Raw genomic sequence first — 13,947 nt, forward strand, 5'->3', positions numbered from 1 at the left:
CCCTGCTCCGTGATCCGGCCTGTTCCGAACGAGGGACCCTAGTCCACCGGCACCTTCTTGGTGATCTCGATGGCGGTGTCCATGCCCTCGCCGCTCTTGAGGGCGGTCCAGAAGTCGCCGTTCTCCTTGAGGACGATCGTCACGCCGTTGCCACGATAGATCAGCCCCTCGGGCTCGCCCTTCTTCAACGTGCCCTTGCCGACCAGCTTGAACGTGCCGTCCTTGACGGCCTTCGCGATGTCGTCCCGGAATCGCGGACCGTCCTCCTTGAGCTTCTTGTACTTGGTGCCCAGCGCGTCCTCGACCACCTTCTTGTGGCGCAGGAAGTGGTCCTTGAACTTCTTGGGATCCCCTTCGCCCACACCGGGGTTGCGCGCCGCGTCGACCTCGTCCGACGACATGTCGCAGTCGTTGTTGTGGACGAGGGCGTGTCCGGAGCCGATGCCTACGTAGTAGGTGTGGATGCCCTGGACGGTCAGGTCGTACGTCGTCTGCCGCTGGGTGTACCGCGTGACTCCGGTGACGGTCAGCGTGCCGCCGGTCTCGGTGCGCAGCGCGTCGCCGCGGCCGAGGTCGCCCGCGTCCGTCCAGCGCCGCTCGCCGGTCACCCAGAACGGGTGGGTGTCGGTGGCGGTCAGCCCACCGGTCCGGACCGTCAGCCGGGTGAAGTGCTTGTCGTCGTAGGTGGTGATGGTCCGCTCGACCCGGCGGGCCGAGGTCCTGCCGGTCACCGGGTCGGTGGCGGTCACCAGGTCGCCGGGGCGGACCGCCTCGATGGACAGGGTGCGGCCGTCCGCGAGGAGCACCGGCGTGCCGGCCAGGAAGCTGTGCTTCGCCGCGCAGGTGGTCGGCTTCTTCTCGTCGGGTTTGTCGTCCTTCTTGGGCTTTTTGGCGTCGTCGAGCTTCTTTCCCGCGTCCTCCAGCGCCTTCTCGGCTTCCTTGACCTTCTTTCGGCTCTTGATGAGCCCCTTGAGGCCGTCGTAGAGGTCGTCGCCGTGCTTCTTGAGGGCCTGGACGAGCTTGTAGGCCTTCTTCCACTTCCAGGGCGCCCCGTACTTCGCGGCGAGTTTCCCGACCGCGCCGCCGATGAGGCTGAGGAGGACGTTGATGAGGGTCTCGGTACAGGCGCCCATGTCGCCCTTGGTGATGCAGTCCAGGGCGTCGGTGATGCCGAGCTCGTCGGCGAGGATCTTCGCGAGTTCCTTCGCGGCCTCGATCGCCTTGTCGCTGTTGGACTTCTCGTCCTTCTGCGCGTCCTGGAGATCCTTCAGGGCCTGGTCGTACGCGGACTGCTCGGGTGACTTCGTCGACCCGTCGGGGTTCTCGTCCGATGCCGGGTCCCCGTCACCCGGACGGTTCGTGTCGTCCTGCGCCTGGCCGCTGTCGTCACCGCCGCAGTTCCCGCCGCCGGTGACCTTGCAGACCTCCACGCCCATCTTCTGTGCGAGATCCGCCCCCACCCCCGTCGCGATCAGGGCACCGACGATCGCCACGACCACCAGGGTCAGGCCCACGTACTCCAGCGCGCCCTGCCCCCGGTCACGCCGCCCGCGCGCCCCCGGAAGCCGCACACCCGTGCGCGGCACGGCCCGCCGTACGCCGCGGCGCACCCTGCGAAACCGCCGGCGCAAATCCCCCATGGATGGCATAGGCCGACCGTAACGACCGCTCCGGCCGGGCGTCTTGGGCCCGAGGGCCCAAATCCCGCCCGCCCTGCGCGGGTGCCCGGCCCGGCGGGCAGCCTGGGCCCGGCATTGGGGCTGCGGGCCCGGGTCAGGCGCCTGCGCCGGCCGTACGCTCCTGGCGCACAGCCGGATTTCGGCAGTGCGGGGAGAGACGGCGGGACGAGCGTCACAGAGGGAGAGAACCGTGAACGGTGGAAGCCGCGCAGAGGGAGGAAAGGGTTCCGGCGGGGGCGGGGGCGTGCTGTTCGCGCTGGCCCGGTGCTGGGCCGCCGGCGCCGTCGTCCATGTCGTCTCCGGGTACGTGATCTCCCACGGGCTCATCGACCTGCTGGCCACCGACGAACGGCTGGACGTCTTCGCCTGGCGGCTGGGGCTACGCCACGTACCCGTCGTCCTCACCACCGTGCTGACCGTGCTGGCCGCCGCCCGCACCCTGCCCGGGGAACGGCGCACGTCCCGGCCCCTGTATCTGTCGGCCTCGCTCGTCGTCCCGCTTGCTGCCCTCGGCTACGGGTACGCGTCGGCGTCGCAGGTCTCCGGCTTCGAAGGGGTCCTGATGCCCGCGGTCACTCTGGCGACGGGAGCGGTGGTGGGGCTGTCCGTGGACCGGCTGATGGACGACACCGACGCGGAGTCCCCGCAGGCCGCCCCGTACTTCTGATGGCTTGCGGCGTGGTGGCGTTGATGCGCGCTTGACTGCCCTTCAAGTCACCTCCGACATGCAGCCGATCGCGAAGAGCCGGCTCGACCGGGTCCTCGACGTGGCCGCGGGCAAGAACCCCGACGCCTGAACCACTGCCGGACCGATGCGCCCCTGCCCGCTTCTGCGCGGGCAGGGGCGCTCGCGTGGAATGCAGTGCGCAGTTGTTTACGGGTGAGCCGGGACACGTTGCCGTTTCCGGCGAAGCCGTCATGCGGGCCCGCCGGGGGCGCTTGAATGAACGCGATCACATGCGGTTCGGCTCAGGGGGATGCACGGTGCGCAGATCGTATTACGCAGCACACGTCTACATGATCGTGGGCGTCGTCTCGGGGCTCTTCTACCGCGAGTTCACGAAGATCAAGGACTTCCACGGCGAGACGCAACTGGGTCTCGTGCACACCCACTTGCTGGCCCTGGGCATGATCGTCTTCCTTGTCGTCCTCGTTCTCGACAAGGTATTCCAGCTCTCGGGGGCCAGGCTCTTCACCGCGTTCTTCTGGTTCTACAACGCCGGAATCGCCGTCTCGACCGGGATGATGGGAGTGCACGGAATCCTGACCGTGCTGGGCCGCGACGAGGACCACATTCCCGAGGCGGTGCCCCTGGTCGCCGGGCTCGGCCACATCCTGCTGACCGTCGGCCTCATCCTGCTGTTCATCCTGCTCGGCAAGCGCGTCAACGAGCACGTACGGCAGGACGGGAGCAAAGGCGAACAGGCGGAAGCCGCCTCGCGTCCCATGCGCCTCTGAACGATGGGCCCGGCCTCACCGGCCCCGCCCTAGCGCACGGGCACATCACTTCCGTACACGACCCAGGGGGACTGCTCGAACGAGTTCACTCCGGACAACTGCGGTTGCAGGGCAGCCACTTCGGGACGCACCGCGAGCGTGTCCGGCCAGTGGTCGAAGTACACCGTCCCCTTCTCGATGAACCCCCTCCAGTCGGTGGACTCCGACGCGCCCTCCCGGTCGACCACGAAGCCGACACAGAGCACCGACGCCCGCCCGATCGCCTCCCGCACCGCGCGGACGACCGACTCCCGCTCGTCCCCGCCCAGGCCGCAGAGGGAGAACTGCACCGCCACCGTGCCGTCGTCCGTCCGCCGGACCTGCGCGGGGACCTCGGAGCCGCTGCGCAGCCAGAGCAGGAAGTCGACCTGGTCCAGCCGTTGCAGGCCGGCCAGGAGCACGAGCTGGTCCCTGGTCACCCAGGACTGGGTGCCGGTCTGCCGGGGCCCCGAACCCAGCAGCGTGATGCGCCGGGTGACCGGATGATCGGGCCGCACACCCGCGGCCTCCAGGTCACCGAGCATGCACTCGGCGTCGGGGCGGCTCCAGCCCAGATGGTACGAGTAGAAGAATCCGTCACTCATCGACACGTCACCTCGTGAAGAGAATCCGGGCACCCCGGATTCACCCCGGCACATGCCGGATGAGAGGTGGCCGCCCTGCTGGTCAGGTAGAGCGTGGAAATCCCTGCGCACGCGAGCGCACCCGCCCCGCCGCCGGTCGGGCGGCATCGCAAGGGCCTCACGGTTGGTCACCACGAGCGTAATGAGGACCGCGGTCCGGTGCGTGGGCCCACGGACCCACCGGCGGACCCCAATGGGCGGTGGGCGTCATGACACGCGGCCCCTGTCCACCGCTTGCCCGCGACTGCCGTTAAGCGGTGGACAGGCCACCGCCGACGGGCGATCGTGTACGGCAATGACACGCACCGATTCACCTGCCGCCTGGGACGAACGCACCCAGCTGACCACCTTCCTCGACTACGCCCGCGCCACCGCCGTGGCCAAGTGCGAGGGGCTCTCGCAGGAGGACGCGGTCAAGGCACCGCTCCCGGGCTCTCCCCTGATGACCCTCGCGGGTGTCGTCAACCATCTCCGCTGGGTCGAGTACTTCTGGTTCGAGGTGCAGTTCCTCGGCGGGGAGGACGAGGGCCCGTGGACGGACGAGGACCCCGACCGCGAGATGCGCATCGCCGTCGACATGCCGATCGCCGACGTGCTCGCGGAGTACGAGGCGCAGTGCGCCCGCTACCGCGAGCTCGTCGCCTCCCATGACCTGGACACCCCGGCCAAGCAGCCGCGCCGGGACGGAAAGCTCCCCGATCTGCGCTGGATCGTGCTGCACCTGATCGAGGAGACGGCCCGGCACAACGGCCACATCGACATCATCCGCGAGATCGTCGACGGCACCACGGGCGACTAGGACCTTTCGTCCGGAACGCTTCGCCGCGCCCGGTCCAGCTCCACGTTGAACTGGGCGCCGGTCAGCAGCGCCAGGTTGGTGAACCACACCCAGATCAGGAACACCACCAGCCCGGCGAGTGAGCCGTACAGCCTGCTGTAGGACCCGATGTACGTCGCGTACAGCGCGAATCCCGCCGAGGCGACCAGCCACAGCAGCGCTGCCAGCACCCCGCCCGGCAGCCCCTGCCGCATGCCGCGCGCGGAGGCCGGTCCGGTCCGGAAGAGGACCATGATCAGGCAGGCGACCAGGCAGAGCAGCACCGGCCACTTCAGCACCGCCCACACCGCGTCCTCCAGATGCGCGAGCCCGATCCGGTGCCCCAGCCAGCGGGCCAGCGGCCCGGAGAGCACGAGGGCGAACGCGCTGGTCATCAGGAGCAGCAGCAGCCCCATCGCGGAGACGACGATGATGTGGGCCTTGCGCAGGGCGGGCCGGGTGTCCGGCACCCCGTGCATCGCGTGCAGCGCCCGCCGGAACACGGCCAGATAGCTGGACGCGGACCAGACCGCGCTGACGGTCCCGGTCGCGACCAGCAGCCACACCGCGGTGCGCTGCTGGGTGGCGGCCTCCAGCGGCTGACGCAGCGCGGCACCGGACTCCGCCGGGGCGAAGGCGGTGATGTCGGCGATCAGCGCGTGCGTGGCGTGGGGATTGGCGAGCCCGATGACGGACACCGTCACCAGGAGTGCGGGGAGCAGCGCGAGGATGGCGTAGTACGTGAGGGCCGCCGCCCAGTCCGAGAGGTCGTCGTTCCACAGGGAGACGGGCGTCCGCCGCAGCGCGACGGGCCAGCTTCGCGGCGTCCCGGGGCGGCCGGGGCGCCCGGCTTCGGGACGGCTCGGCCCGGGACTGCCGGGGCGCCCGGCTTCCGGACGGCTCGTTTCGGGGCGGCCGTCCGTGCGGGGTGGTGCCCCGGCGGCGGTACCGCTGGTCTTGCTGAACACGGATGAGGCTCCGGGGAGGTAGGAGGTTCGGCACGGTCGGGTACCTCGCGCGCAATGCCGTGGGGACGCCGTGTACTGCCCATCCTCTTCTGCTCGCGTTGGCGCCCGGTACACCCGATTCCTCCAGATGGCGGGCGGGGGCGCCCACGGGGCGGGCCGGCCGCCTCTCACACCGTCTGAAAACTCTCCCGCGCCCAGGCCGCCAGCAGCCGCAGAGCGGTCTCGGAGGCGGAACCCTCCTCCACCGTGTACGCGATCAGCGCCTGGTCCGGGTCGTCGGGCAGCCGCAAGGTCTCGAACCCGAGGTCGAGGCGGCCCACGACGGGGTGGAGGTACGCGTACTGCCCGTGGGTCTTGTCCTTGAGCCGGTGCTCGGCCCAGACCTCACGGAACTCCGGGCTGCCGGCGCCGAGTTCGTCGATCAGCTCCGCCGTCGCCGGGTCGCCGGGGTGGCGGGCCGCGTCGAGGCGGAGGTAGGCGACGACGTCGGCCGCCTTGCCCCGCCAGTCCGCGTACAGGCTGCGCATCCCCTCGTCCTGGAACACCAGCCGGGCCTTGTTCCGCTGTCGTGGCGGGAGCGCGCCGAAGTCGGTGATCAGGGCCGCGGCCAGGCTGTTCCAGGCCAGCACGTCGGTGTTCCTGCCGACGATGTACGCCGGCACGTCACCGGCGGAGTCCAGGAGCCGGCGCAGCCCCGGCCGCACCTGCTGCGGCCCCGGTGTCCGTGCGTTCTGCCCGGGGCCCGGCCAGGGGCGGGCCAGCCGGTGCAGATGGTCACGCTCCACGGCGTCCAGTCGCAGCGCACGCGCGACGGCGTCCAGTACGGCCTCGGAGAAGTGGAGCGTACGCCCTTGCTCCAGCCGGACGTAGTGGTCCACGCTCACGCCGGCCAGCCTGGCCAGCTCCTCCCTGCGCAGTCCCGGAACCCGCCTGCGGCCCCCGTAGTCCGGCAGCCCCAGCTCCTCGGGTTGCAGCCGGGCCCTGCGGGACCGGAGGAACTCACCCAGTTCTGCGCGTCGGTCCAGTGCCATGGGCCCAGTATTCCCGCCCTGTCAAAGGAGTTCGCCCCCGCAGCCTGGTCATCCCGTGCCCAGGCACGGGCAGGCCCTGGGTGGCCCGGTCCCGGGCCGCCAGGGTGGGAGCACGACGAGGCGACCGGCCCCGTCCCCCCACCCCTGAGGAACACAGACCGTCATGACCTCCGCCCGTCTTCCCGGTGCCGCACTCGGCAGCACCGGCATGCACATCTCCCGCCTCGGCTTCGGCTCCTGGGCGATCGCCGGCTCCGGCTGGCAGTTCGGCTGGGGCCCCACCGACGACACCGAGTCCGTCGCGGCGATCCGTCACGCCGTCGACTCCGGCGTCAACTGGATCGACACCGCCGCCGTGTACGGCCTCGGCCACGCCGAGGAGCTGATCGGCAAGGCCCTGGCCGGCCTCCCGGAGACCGAACGCCCCTACGTGTTCACCAAGGCCGGGCTCGTCCGGGACCCTGCCGATCCCCAGGGCTCTCCGCGCCGCGTCATGAAGCCCGCGAGTGTGCGCCGCGAGGTGGAGGACTCCCTGCGGCGGCTCGGGACCGACCGCATCGACCTGTACCAGGTGCACTGGCCCGACACCGGCGAATCCCTGGAGTACGCGGGGGACGGGTCCGGGGCCGTGTCCCCCGACGCCACGCCGCTGGAGGAGTACTGGCAGGTCATGGCCGACCTGAAGGCGTCGGGGAAGGTCCGGGCCATCGGACTGTCGAACCACTCCCCCGAGCAGCTCGAAGCCGCCGAACGCATCGCACACGTCGACGTGATCCAGCCGCCGTTCTCCGCGGTCAACCGCTCGGCCGCCGCCGAGATCGCCTGGGCCCGCGCACACGGCATCGGGGTCATCGTCTACTCGCCGCTCCAGTCCGGTCTGCTGACCGGCACGTTCTCGGCGGCGCGCGTGGCAGCGCTGCCCGCGGACGACTGGCGCACCGCCCACCACGACTTCACCACGGGCCTGCCGGCCAATCTGCGGCTCGCCGAGGGCCTGCGCCCGGTGGCGGCCCGGCACGGCGCCACGGTCGCGGAGACCGCTCTCGCCTGGGCGCTGGCCTGGCCGGGCATCACGGGCGCGATCGTCGGCGCCCGTACACCTGCCCAGGTCGACGGCTGGTCCGGCGCGGGTTCCGTCCAGCTGACCCCGTCCGACCTGGACGAGATCGCCGCCGTCATCACCGCATCGGGCGCGGGCGCGGGCCCGGTCCGCCCGTGAACTCCCCCAGCCGGCCCACCGAGGAGCCCGTCACCATGTCCCTTGTCGTCATCGCCGAATGCCTGGCGCAGCCGGGCCTGGAGGACCGGCTGCGCACCGCTCTGGAAGCCATGATCGAACCGTCCATGGAGGAGCCGGGCTGTCTCGCGTACCGCCCCTATGCCGACCCCAACCGTCCCGCCCGCATGGTGATCGTGGAGGAGTGGACGGATGCGGCAGCCCTGGCCGAGCACTTCACCACCGCGCACTTCCGCCATGTGAAGCAGGTCCTGGACCTGGTCCTCGCCGAACCGATGACGATCCGGCGGCTGACCGGGGCCGGGGACGCCACGAGCTGACCGGGGCCCCGGATGCCACGAGCCGGGCAGGGCGCGGACGTCACGAGCCGGGCGGGGCGCGGACGCCACGAGCCGGGCGGGGCACGGATGCCACGGGCCGCGGGGCCCGAGCGCGGCCGGCCGGCCGGCAGCACGACGGATACTGGCACCGATGGCATCCGACCGCGCGACGCGCCTGCACCGACTCGCCCGTACGCTCACCGAACGGTTCGCCCTCGACGCCCACCGGCAGAGCCGGCGACAGCCCCACCGGCACGGCGTGGTCGAGGCCGAGTGGTCCGGTTCCGTACCCGCGTGGACGTTCGTGTGGACGGACGGGCCGACCGTCGCGCAGGTGCGGGCGGCCTGCCGGGAGGACGATCCGGAGGCGAGCGACGGCCTTCGGTACGTGCGCACGCTCTCGGAGGACACCGTCGCGCTCGGCGTCGTACGTCTGACGGTCTCCCCCGTCGACGGTACGGGCCGTCGCCCGCTCGTCCGTCCGGCCGACGTGGAGGCGCTGTTCCGGGACGAGCCGTTCCCGACGCCGAGCACGGAACGGGAGCGCGCCCTCGTGTACGCCGTGGTCTACGAGCTCCACGACGCCCACCGCAGCAACAGGTCCCGGCCCGAGGAGATCTGCGGTTTCGTCGGCCAGTACGGCCTGGCGATGTTCCTGCGCCGGTCCGGAACCGGGCTGACCCCCGTCGAAGTCCTGACCGCCCACTACGCGGCGACGCACGCCCACCCCGCGTGGCGTCACCGGTTGTCCCCGATGGACGCGGACGTGCTGGTCAGGGCGGTCCGGGCGGACCCGAGGGCATCGGCGGAACTCATCACCGCCGCCCTCGCCCTCCTGCCCGGCCTGCCCGCCGGGTTCGACGGGGCCGGGGACGAGCTCCGGGCCCGTCTTGCGCGTACGGCCCCTCCGGCATAGCTCCCGGCCGCTGCCCGCCCACCACTGTCACACCCTCGTCGTACGCTCGCGTCATGAGCGTCTCCCTCTACTACAACGCGCACCGCGCGACCCCGCTGACCGAGGCCGAGTCCGCCTCCGTCGACCGCGTTGTCGCCGCGCACATGGCCTCGTTCCCGTACGAAGACGAGGAAAGCCTGTACGTGTACGACGGGGCTTCCTCCGAGCCGTCGGAGATCGTCACCGGGTCCACCAAGATGCCTTTCGATCCAGGCCGGTTGATGCCCGTGATCGCCCATGTGCTGGATTCCGTGACGGAGTTGCGCCGGGCCCTGCCGGACGCCCGATGGCGCGTACACATGGACGATCTCGACGTCCCGTGGGACGAGGCCGAGGGATACGCCCTGCCCGGGATGCGCGACGCCGACCTGATCGCGGAGCTCGCGGCGGCCGGCGGCGAGGACGGGGCGGCGGGATGAGCGACGCGAGCAAGGGCGCGGGGGCGGCTCCGGACGCCGTGCAGCCCACGCCGGAGCAGCGGCGGCTCATCGAGTTCGGCGAGGCGCTGTACCGCCGCATCTCACCGGATGCCGGTCTGGGCCATGTACTGCTGCCCGACGACGATGCGGTGGCGGTCGTCCACCAGGTGCGGGGCGGCGGGACGATCCTCGTGGGGGCCGACCGGTCGGTGCTGTTCTCCGGATCGGCGCGCGACATCAGTGCCGCCCTGATCGACTTCCGGGCGGGCGTGCGCACGCCCGTGGAGCGATTCGGGTGAATAACGGCTCGGACCGGACCGAGGGGCCGCACTAGGGTGGGGCGGCAGGCGACGGGTCCGGGGGGCACGTGGAACAGCGGGTGCGCATACACAAGGCGAGGCTGGGCAGCAACGAGATCCGGGTGATCCGGCCCGCCCCGCCCCCGGCCCGGCTGGCGCTGCGCGACGAAGGCCATTGGCTGTCGATGCACGCGGACCGCAAGGGCTCCGAACAACTCGTCGCCCTGTGGTCCCTGGCCGCCCGGTCCGCCCGGTCACTGGTCCACCTGCCGATCCGGGCCAACGCGGCCCCGGACGGAGTCGTGAGCGACGGCGTCCCGGCCCCGCTGGACCTGGTCCTGCTCCATCACAGTCTCCAGTTCCCGACGGGTTCGTGGAAGGAGATACGGGCACGGCTCGGCACCGGCACACCACAGGTCGCGGAGACCCCGGACGACGACTTCCCCGACGAGAGCGCCATCGACCACCAGCGGCGGCTCCACCCCGCGCACCGGGACCACCTCCGCTTCGACATCGCAGCGGGCACCCTTTTCGTCGTGGGCAGTTCCACCGCGTTCCGCGAGCACGGCACGGCCCTGCGTGGCCTCGTCGAGGAGGCCCCTGCGCACATGCACCGCCGCCCGAACGCCGGCCACTGCTGCACCGACCTCAGAGCCGGTCCGTGGTCCCGGCCGCGGACGCGCCGGAACGTGCCGGCCCTCCTGCACGTCCAGTACTGCGCCGACTGGCGCGTGTGACGACGGGAAGCCAGGGCAGGGACCGCGCCCCGCCGGGCACCACAACGGAAGAGCCGGACCAGCATGACCACAGGCACGGGCGACGGGCACGGCGGAGGGGCGGAGGGCACCCGGTGGACAAGGCGAAATCCACAGGTACGTGCTACCCGATCAAGGCGTCGACCCTATTCTTCGGCAACACGGGCGATGTGCTCCTGGCCAACGAAACGACGCGGCCCAGCGGCCTGTAGTACGTGCGCCAGGTTCACGGGTTGGGCATCCGCGACGCCCCGGGGGCTGAGCCGGGCACGCGCGCGAGCCGTGCTGTCGGAGGCGGCTTGTACCCTGCACTCATTCGACGATCGGACGATCACGGGTACGTGCATACGGGCGCGGGGCGGGCGTCCAGGGGCGGGAGCGCGGGGATTTCGATGAGTGACACACCTCCGATACGAAGCCGCAGACCGGGCCTCCCGGTCGGTGCGCTCATCATCGCCGGGGTCCTCCTCGTCGCGATCGGGGCCGTCGGCGCCTGGCTCCAGCGCGACGCTCCCGGCCGGAGTGCGGAGCCGCGTACGGAGTTCACCGCGAAGAACCCGCCCGCCGGTCTGCCCAAGGCGCTCACCACCGGCCAGCAGCTCCACTGGTCCCGCTGCACCTCGCCGCCCACCGCGCGCACGGACTACGACTGCGCAACCATGAAGTCCCCCCTCGACTACCGGAAACCGGACGGCAGGACGATCGACGTCGCCCTGATCCGCCACAAGGCCACCGGCCCGAACGCCCGGCGCATCGGCTCGCTCCTCCTCAACTTCGGCGGCCCCGGCGTGTCCGGCGTGAGTGAACTGCCCGAACACCTCAGCCAGTACCAGCCGCTCCTGGACCGCTACGACCTGGTCTCCTTCGACCCGCGCGGCACCGGCGCGACCATCCCCGTGCACTGCGGGAAGACCGCGGACGACACCCGCTACGACGGGTCCGAGGCCTGCGCCAAGCATTCCGGGGCGCTGCTCCCGTACGTCGGGACCTCGCACACCGCGCGCGACCTCGACCTGATGCGCTACCTCCTCGGCGACGAGCGGCTGCACTACTTCGGCGTCTCGTACGGAACGGCACTCGGCGCGGCCTACGCCCACCTGTACCCGTCGCACGTCGGACGGCTCGTCCTCGAAGCGTCCGTCGATCCGACCGAGGACCTCGACGAGGAACAGGTGTCGCAGGTCAAGGCGGTCCAGGCGGCGTTCGACCGGTTCGCCGTGCACTGCGCGGCCCGTATCCGCAACTGCCCGACAGGCGACGGGCCCGCGGAGGCCGAGCAACGCATGGCGCGCCTGGCCGACCGGCTGGAGAAGAAGCCCGCCCCGGCCGGCGGCGGAAGGAAGATCGACGCCGACGACCTCGCGTACGCCGTCAGCGACCATCTCGACCTCGGCACGGACGGCTGGTCGCCCCTCGCCAAGGCCCTCACCGCGCTGATCGACCACAACGACGGCCGTCCGCTGAGCGAGCGCGCGGAAGACATCGGCTCCGCCGACCGCGCGGCGACCCCGCACACAAGCAATGTCGCCGCCCGGACCGCGATCACCTGCGCGGACTCCAGCCTGCGCCCCGGCTTCGAACGCCTCGACAGGGACGAGGCCCACGTCAGAGCCGCCTCACCCGTCTTCGGCGCGGCCTGGTCCAGCGGCGTCTACCTCTGCTACGACTGGCCGTTCGACGGCGAGCGCACCACGCCCCAGGTGAACGCCGACGGCGCGGCCCCCATCCTGGTGGTCGGTGGCACCGGCGACCCGATCACCCCGTACCCCGGCGCCCCACACATGGCCCGCGCCCTGGGCGACGGTGTGGGCGTGCTCCTGACGGCCGAGGAGGAGGGCCACGGCACGTACCCGCAGAACCGCTGCGTCACGAAGGCGGTCGACCAGTACCTCCTTACGGGCCGCACCCCGGCCCCGGGGACGGTGTGCCGGGGCAGCATGTCCTGAGGCCGTACGGATCCGCCGGGCGGCCGTCAGCACACCGGGCACGTCATTGAGTCAGGCACGAGGGGATCGCGGTGGACCGAAGAAAAGTGATCGGGATCGGGGTGGGGCTGGCGGTCCTACCCACGTGGTGGGCCCTGCGTCAGGTCACGAGCGGGACCAAGCGGGACTGGCACACCGACACCGCACCACTGGAGCGGGCGTTTCCGCTGCTGGGACCGCTCACCGACGCCAAGTGGGTGAGCAGCCGGGACAACGACCGGGGCATACCGTCGCCGGAGCTGGTGATCTCGGGCTTCGCCCGGCTGACACCGGGGAAGCTCGCCGAGCTGACTGCGGCCCACGCCTTCGTCTCCGAGGCGCCGGCCGATGGCCTCTCCTCGTGGTTCGAGAAGCCGCTCAAGGACGAGGGGCCGGAGAATCCGCAGTGGGTCCGGTCGCACGAGCTCGACCGCGACGGCAGCGGCTACTTCACCAAGCTCTGGTTCGACCGTCGCAGTGACACGGTCCGGTTCCGGGCACTCAACCCGTACGGCCAGCCCGGATACTGAGCCGTGATCCTTCTGCGGAATCGCCCCGGCTGCGAACGGAGGGCGGGAGTGGCACCGACGCCATCGGGATGTACGAGGACTGTCGATTGATGCGGGTGGTGGTGCTCCGTGCTGGAACGGAGCCGGCGCGGAACACCACCACTGCGCGTAGCGTGTCGAGGCATGACGCTGCTGGACCTGCCTCAGAACACGGCGCTGCTCGACCTGCTGCAGCAGCAGAGCGTTCCGCAGGAGGGCGGTTCCCCCGTCGACGGGGGGTGGGAGCTGCACACCCACCCCGATCTGGTCGAGAGACTTGAGGATCTTGCTCCCCAGTGGCCCGTCCTGGCGACGTTCGGTGTGCCGGTGCTTGCGGCCAAGGGCATCGCCGGGGTCGTCGCCTGGGGCACGGGCACGCTGCTGGTGCGCCTTCCCGAAGCGCCGGCCGAACCCCTGGAGCTCGCAAGGCCCTTCCCGCCCCTGACGGATCCGGGCCAGGGTTGGTACTCGCTCTGTGCCTGGCAGAGCGAACTGCCCTCGGCGGAGTCCAAGCGCCTGTTGACACTGCTGATCCAGCATGCGCTCTCGCATGCGGCAAGCCTGTCGGAGGACGACAGCATCGACTGGCAGGGGCGCCCGGTGCAGGCTCCCGGCATGCCTAGGGGCAAGACCCGGGGCAGAGGCCCCGGCAAGGACAACGGCAGACGACAGGGCGGCCACGGTCGGCGGCGCTGAGGCGCGGAGCGACTCCTGATCAACGGGTCGGTCCTGGCGGGATACTTCCTCCGGATCAGCGAGGCGCGTAGGCAGGCGACGGTCTACCGCATCAGGACTCGGAGCGAGACCGCGTCCAAAGCCCGATCACGACTCGATA

16 protein-coding genes are annotated in these 13,947 nt (G+C 71.2%); 12 read left to right on the top strand and 4 right to left on the bottom strand.

Translation table 11 applies throughout. The features are described 5' to 3' along the window. Nucleotides 1-38: 38 nt before the first annotated feature. Nucleotides 39-1,649, bottom strand: coding sequence for a Hint domain-containing protein (locus tag OG912_RS10390; protein ID WP_327709102.1), 1,611 nt, complete (start codon nt 1,647-1,649; stop codon nt 39-41). 220 nt (nt 1,650-1,869) lie between these two features. On the opposite strand from OG912_RS10390, the gene OG912_RS10395 reads away from it, so the two are divergent. Together OG912_RS10395 and OG912_RS10400 are read left to right on the top strand one after the other, a co-directional pair. Then, nucleotides 1,870-2,346, top strand: coding sequence for a hypothetical protein (locus tag OG912_RS10395; RefSeq protein ID WP_327709103.1), 477 nt, complete (start codon nt 1,870-1,872; stop codon nt 2,344-2,346). Between the two features lie 317 nt (nt 2,347-2,663). Next, the gene (locus OG912_RS10400) at nt 2,664-3,137 is read left to right on the top strand and encodes a DUF2871 domain-containing protein (RefSeq protein WP_327709104.1); all 474 of its coding nucleotides are present in this window, start codon (nt 2,664-2,666) and stop codon (nt 3,135-3,137) included. Between the two features lie 29 nt (nt 3,138-3,166). Here OG912_RS10400 and OG912_RS10405 read toward each other — a convergent pair whose 3' ends face one another. After that, the gene (locus OG912_RS10405; RefSeq protein WP_327709105.1) at nt 3,167-3,760 is read right to left on the bottom strand and encodes a hypothetical protein; all 594 of its coding nucleotides are present in this window, start codon (nt 3,758-3,760) and stop codon (nt 3,167-3,169) included. A gap of 334 nt (nt 3,761-4,094) precedes the next feature. Here OG912_RS10405 and OG912_RS10410 point away from each other — a divergent pair, with 334 nt between their 5' ends. Continuing rightward, complete coding sequence (locus OG912_RS10410) at nt 4,095-4,598, top strand: DinB family protein (RefSeq protein WP_326738433.1); 504 nt, start codon at nt 4,095-4,097, stop codon at nt 4,596-4,598. Here the strand turns inward: OG912_RS10410 and OG912_RS10415 are convergent. Continuing rightward, on the bottom strand, nt 4,595-5,584 hold the full coding sequence (locus OG912_RS10415; protein ID WP_327709106.1) for a YihY/virulence factor BrkB family protein: 990 nt from the start codon (nt 5,582-5,584) through the stop codon (nt 4,595-4,597). The genes OG912_RS10410 and OG912_RS10415 overlap by 4 nt on opposite strands. A gap of 167 nt (nt 5,585-5,751) precedes the next feature. Continuing rightward, nucleotides 5,752-6,615: a helix-turn-helix transcriptional regulator gene (locus tag OG912_RS10420; protein WP_327709107.1), complete on the bottom strand. Its 864-nt coding sequence runs from the start codon at nt 6,613-6,615 to the stop codon at nt 5,752-5,754. A gap of 163 nt (nt 6,616-6,778) precedes the next feature. Between OG912_RS10420 and OG912_RS10425 the strand changes: the two genes are divergently transcribed. The 9 genes from OG912_RS10425 (at nt 6,779) to OG912_RS10465 (ending at nt 13,808) form a co-directional block, all read left to right on the top strand. Next, nucleotides 6,779-7,834, top strand: coding sequence for an aldo/keto reductase (locus OG912_RS10425; protein WP_327709108.1), 1,056 nt, complete (start codon nt 6,779-6,781; stop codon nt 7,832-7,834). A 35-nt stretch (nt 7,835-7,869) separates the two neighbouring features. Continuing rightward, complete coding sequence (locus OG912_RS10430) at nt 7,870-8,172, top strand: putative quinol monooxygenase (protein WP_327709109.1); 303 nt, start codon at nt 7,870-7,872, stop codon at nt 8,170-8,172. 151 nt (nt 8,173-8,323) lie between these two features. After that, complete coding sequence (locus OG912_RS10435) at nt 8,324-9,088, top strand: hypothetical protein (protein WP_327709110.1); 765 nt, start codon at nt 8,324-8,326, stop codon at nt 9,086-9,088. Nucleotides 9,089-9,141: 53 nt separating this feature from the next. Beyond that, nucleotides 9,142-9,546, top strand: a complete 405-nt coding sequence (locus OG912_RS10440) for a hypothetical protein (protein ID WP_327709111.1) — start codon at nt 9,142-9,144, stop codon at nt 9,544-9,546. Beyond that, on the top strand, nt 9,543-9,845 hold the full coding sequence (locus tag OG912_RS10445) for a hypothetical protein (RefSeq protein WP_327709112.1): 303 nt from the start codon (nt 9,543-9,545) through the stop codon (nt 9,843-9,845). Before OG912_RS10440 ends, OG912_RS10445 begins: the two co-directional genes overlap by 4 nt. Before the next feature lie 80 nt (nt 9,846-9,925). After that, nucleotides 9,926-10,582, top strand: a complete 657-nt coding sequence (locus OG912_RS10450) for a hypothetical protein (protein ID WP_326738428.1) — start codon at nt 9,926-9,928, stop codon at nt 10,580-10,582. Between the two features lie 410 nt (nt 10,583-10,992). Beyond that, a complete protein-coding gene (locus OG912_RS10455) occupies nt 10,993-12,546 on the top strand; it encodes an alpha/beta hydrolase (protein ID WP_327709113.1) in 1,554 nt (517 codons plus the stop codon). Nucleotides 12,547-12,617: 71 nt separating this feature from the next. Further along, the gene (locus tag OG912_RS10460; RefSeq protein WP_327709114.1) at nt 12,618-13,094 is read left to right on the top strand and encodes a hypothetical protein; all 477 of its coding nucleotides are present in this window, start codon (nt 12,618-12,620) and stop codon (nt 13,092-13,094) included. A gap of 162 nt (nt 13,095-13,256) precedes the next feature. Next, complete coding sequence (locus OG912_RS10465; RefSeq protein WP_327709115.1) at nt 13,257-13,808, top strand: hypothetical protein; 552 nt, start codon at nt 13,257-13,259, stop codon at nt 13,806-13,808. The last annotated feature ends 139 nt before the right edge of the window (nt 13,809-13,947 follow it).

This window comes from Streptomyces sp. NBC_00464, from assembly GCF_036013915.1.
Taxonomy (GTDB): domain Bacteria; phylum Actinomycetota; class Actinomycetes; order Streptomycetales; family Streptomycetaceae; genus Streptomyces.

What these genes read in the sequence shown, in the direction of transcription:
- OG912_RS10445 (WP_327709112.1), top strand. Translation starts at nt 9,543, where the DNA reads ATGAGCGACGCGAGCAAGGGCGCGGGGGCGGCTCCGGACGCCGTGCAG.
- OG912_RS10390 (WP_327709102.1), bottom strand. Translation starts at nt 1,649, where the DNA reads ATGCCATCCATGGGGGATTTGCGCCGGCGGTTTCGCAGGGTGCGCCGC.
- OG912_RS10405 (WP_327709105.1), bottom strand. Translation starts at nt 3,760, where the DNA reads ATGAGTGACGGATTCTTCTACTCGTACCATCTGGGCTGGAGCCGCCCC.
- OG912_RS10435 (WP_327709110.1), top strand. Translation starts at nt 8,324, where the DNA reads ATGGCATCCGACCGCGCGACGCGCCTGCACCGACTCGCCCGTACGCTC.
- OG912_RS10420 (WP_327709107.1), bottom strand. Translation starts at nt 6,615, where the DNA reads ATGGCACTGGACCGACGCGCAGAACTGGGTGAGTTCCTCCGGTCCCGC.
- OG912_RS10430 (WP_327709109.1), top strand. Translation starts at nt 7,870, where the DNA reads ATGTCCCTTGTCGTCATCGCCGAATGCCTGGCGCAGCCGGGCCTGGAG.
- OG912_RS10410 (WP_326738433.1), top strand. Translation starts at nt 4,095, where the DNA reads ATGACACGCACCGATTCACCTGCCGCCTGGGACGAACGCACCCAGCTG.
- OG912_RS10455 (WP_327709113.1), top strand. Translation starts at nt 10,993, where the DNA reads ATGAGTGACACACCTCCGATACGAAGCCGCAGACCGGGCCTCCCGGTC.
- OG912_RS10465 (WP_327709115.1), top strand. Translation starts at nt 13,257, where the DNA reads ATGACGCTGCTGGACCTGCCTCAGAACACGGCGCTGCTCGACCTGCTG.
- OG912_RS10425 (WP_327709108.1), top strand. Translation starts at nt 6,779, where the DNA reads ATGACCTCCGCCCGTCTTCCCGGTGCCGCACTCGGCAGCACCGGCATG.
- OG912_RS10440 (WP_327709111.1), top strand. Translation starts at nt 9,142, where the DNA reads ATGAGCGTCTCCCTCTACTACAACGCGCACCGCGCGACCCCGCTGACC.